Here is a 353-nt window from a genome sequence, read left to right as displayed (position 1 = left end):
ATTTTTCAAGTCTCTTTCGTACCGTTTGTTCGGCTTTATCGCGAATGGAACAGGTATTAATAAGGACAAGGTCTGCCTCTTCGAGGTTTTGAGTTGTGTCAAATCCTTCTTTGGCAAGAATGGAAGCCACGATCTCGCTGTCGCTAAAATTCATCTGGCAACCGTAGCTCTCGATCATCAGCTTCTTTCCGTTGCCCGATTTGGGCTCCATTACCAGTGCATTTCCCTGCTGTTTTTCGTCTATTATCTTCTCCATAATTCAAAAAAGTACCATTAGGTAATTGAACGGGCAAAGATAAGATATTAGTTGAGTTATGACAAAGTGACAGGAGGAAATTATTCATTTTCGGGAG

1 pseudogene is annotated in these 353 nt (G+C 41.4%); it reads right to left on the bottom strand.

Features of this window, described 5'->3' with window-relative positions:
- Nucleotides 1–256, bottom strand: a pseudogene (locus tag HC175_RS21180) (tRNA (N6-isopentenyl adenosine(37)-C2)-methylthiotransferase MiaB); the annotation flags it as partial.
- Nucleotides 257–353: the final 97 nt, after the last annotated feature.

Source organism: Salinimicrobium oceani (assembly GCF_012037645.1).
Note: the sequence above shows the minus strand (reverse complement) of the source record. Positions and strands in the feature narration are given on the sequence as shown.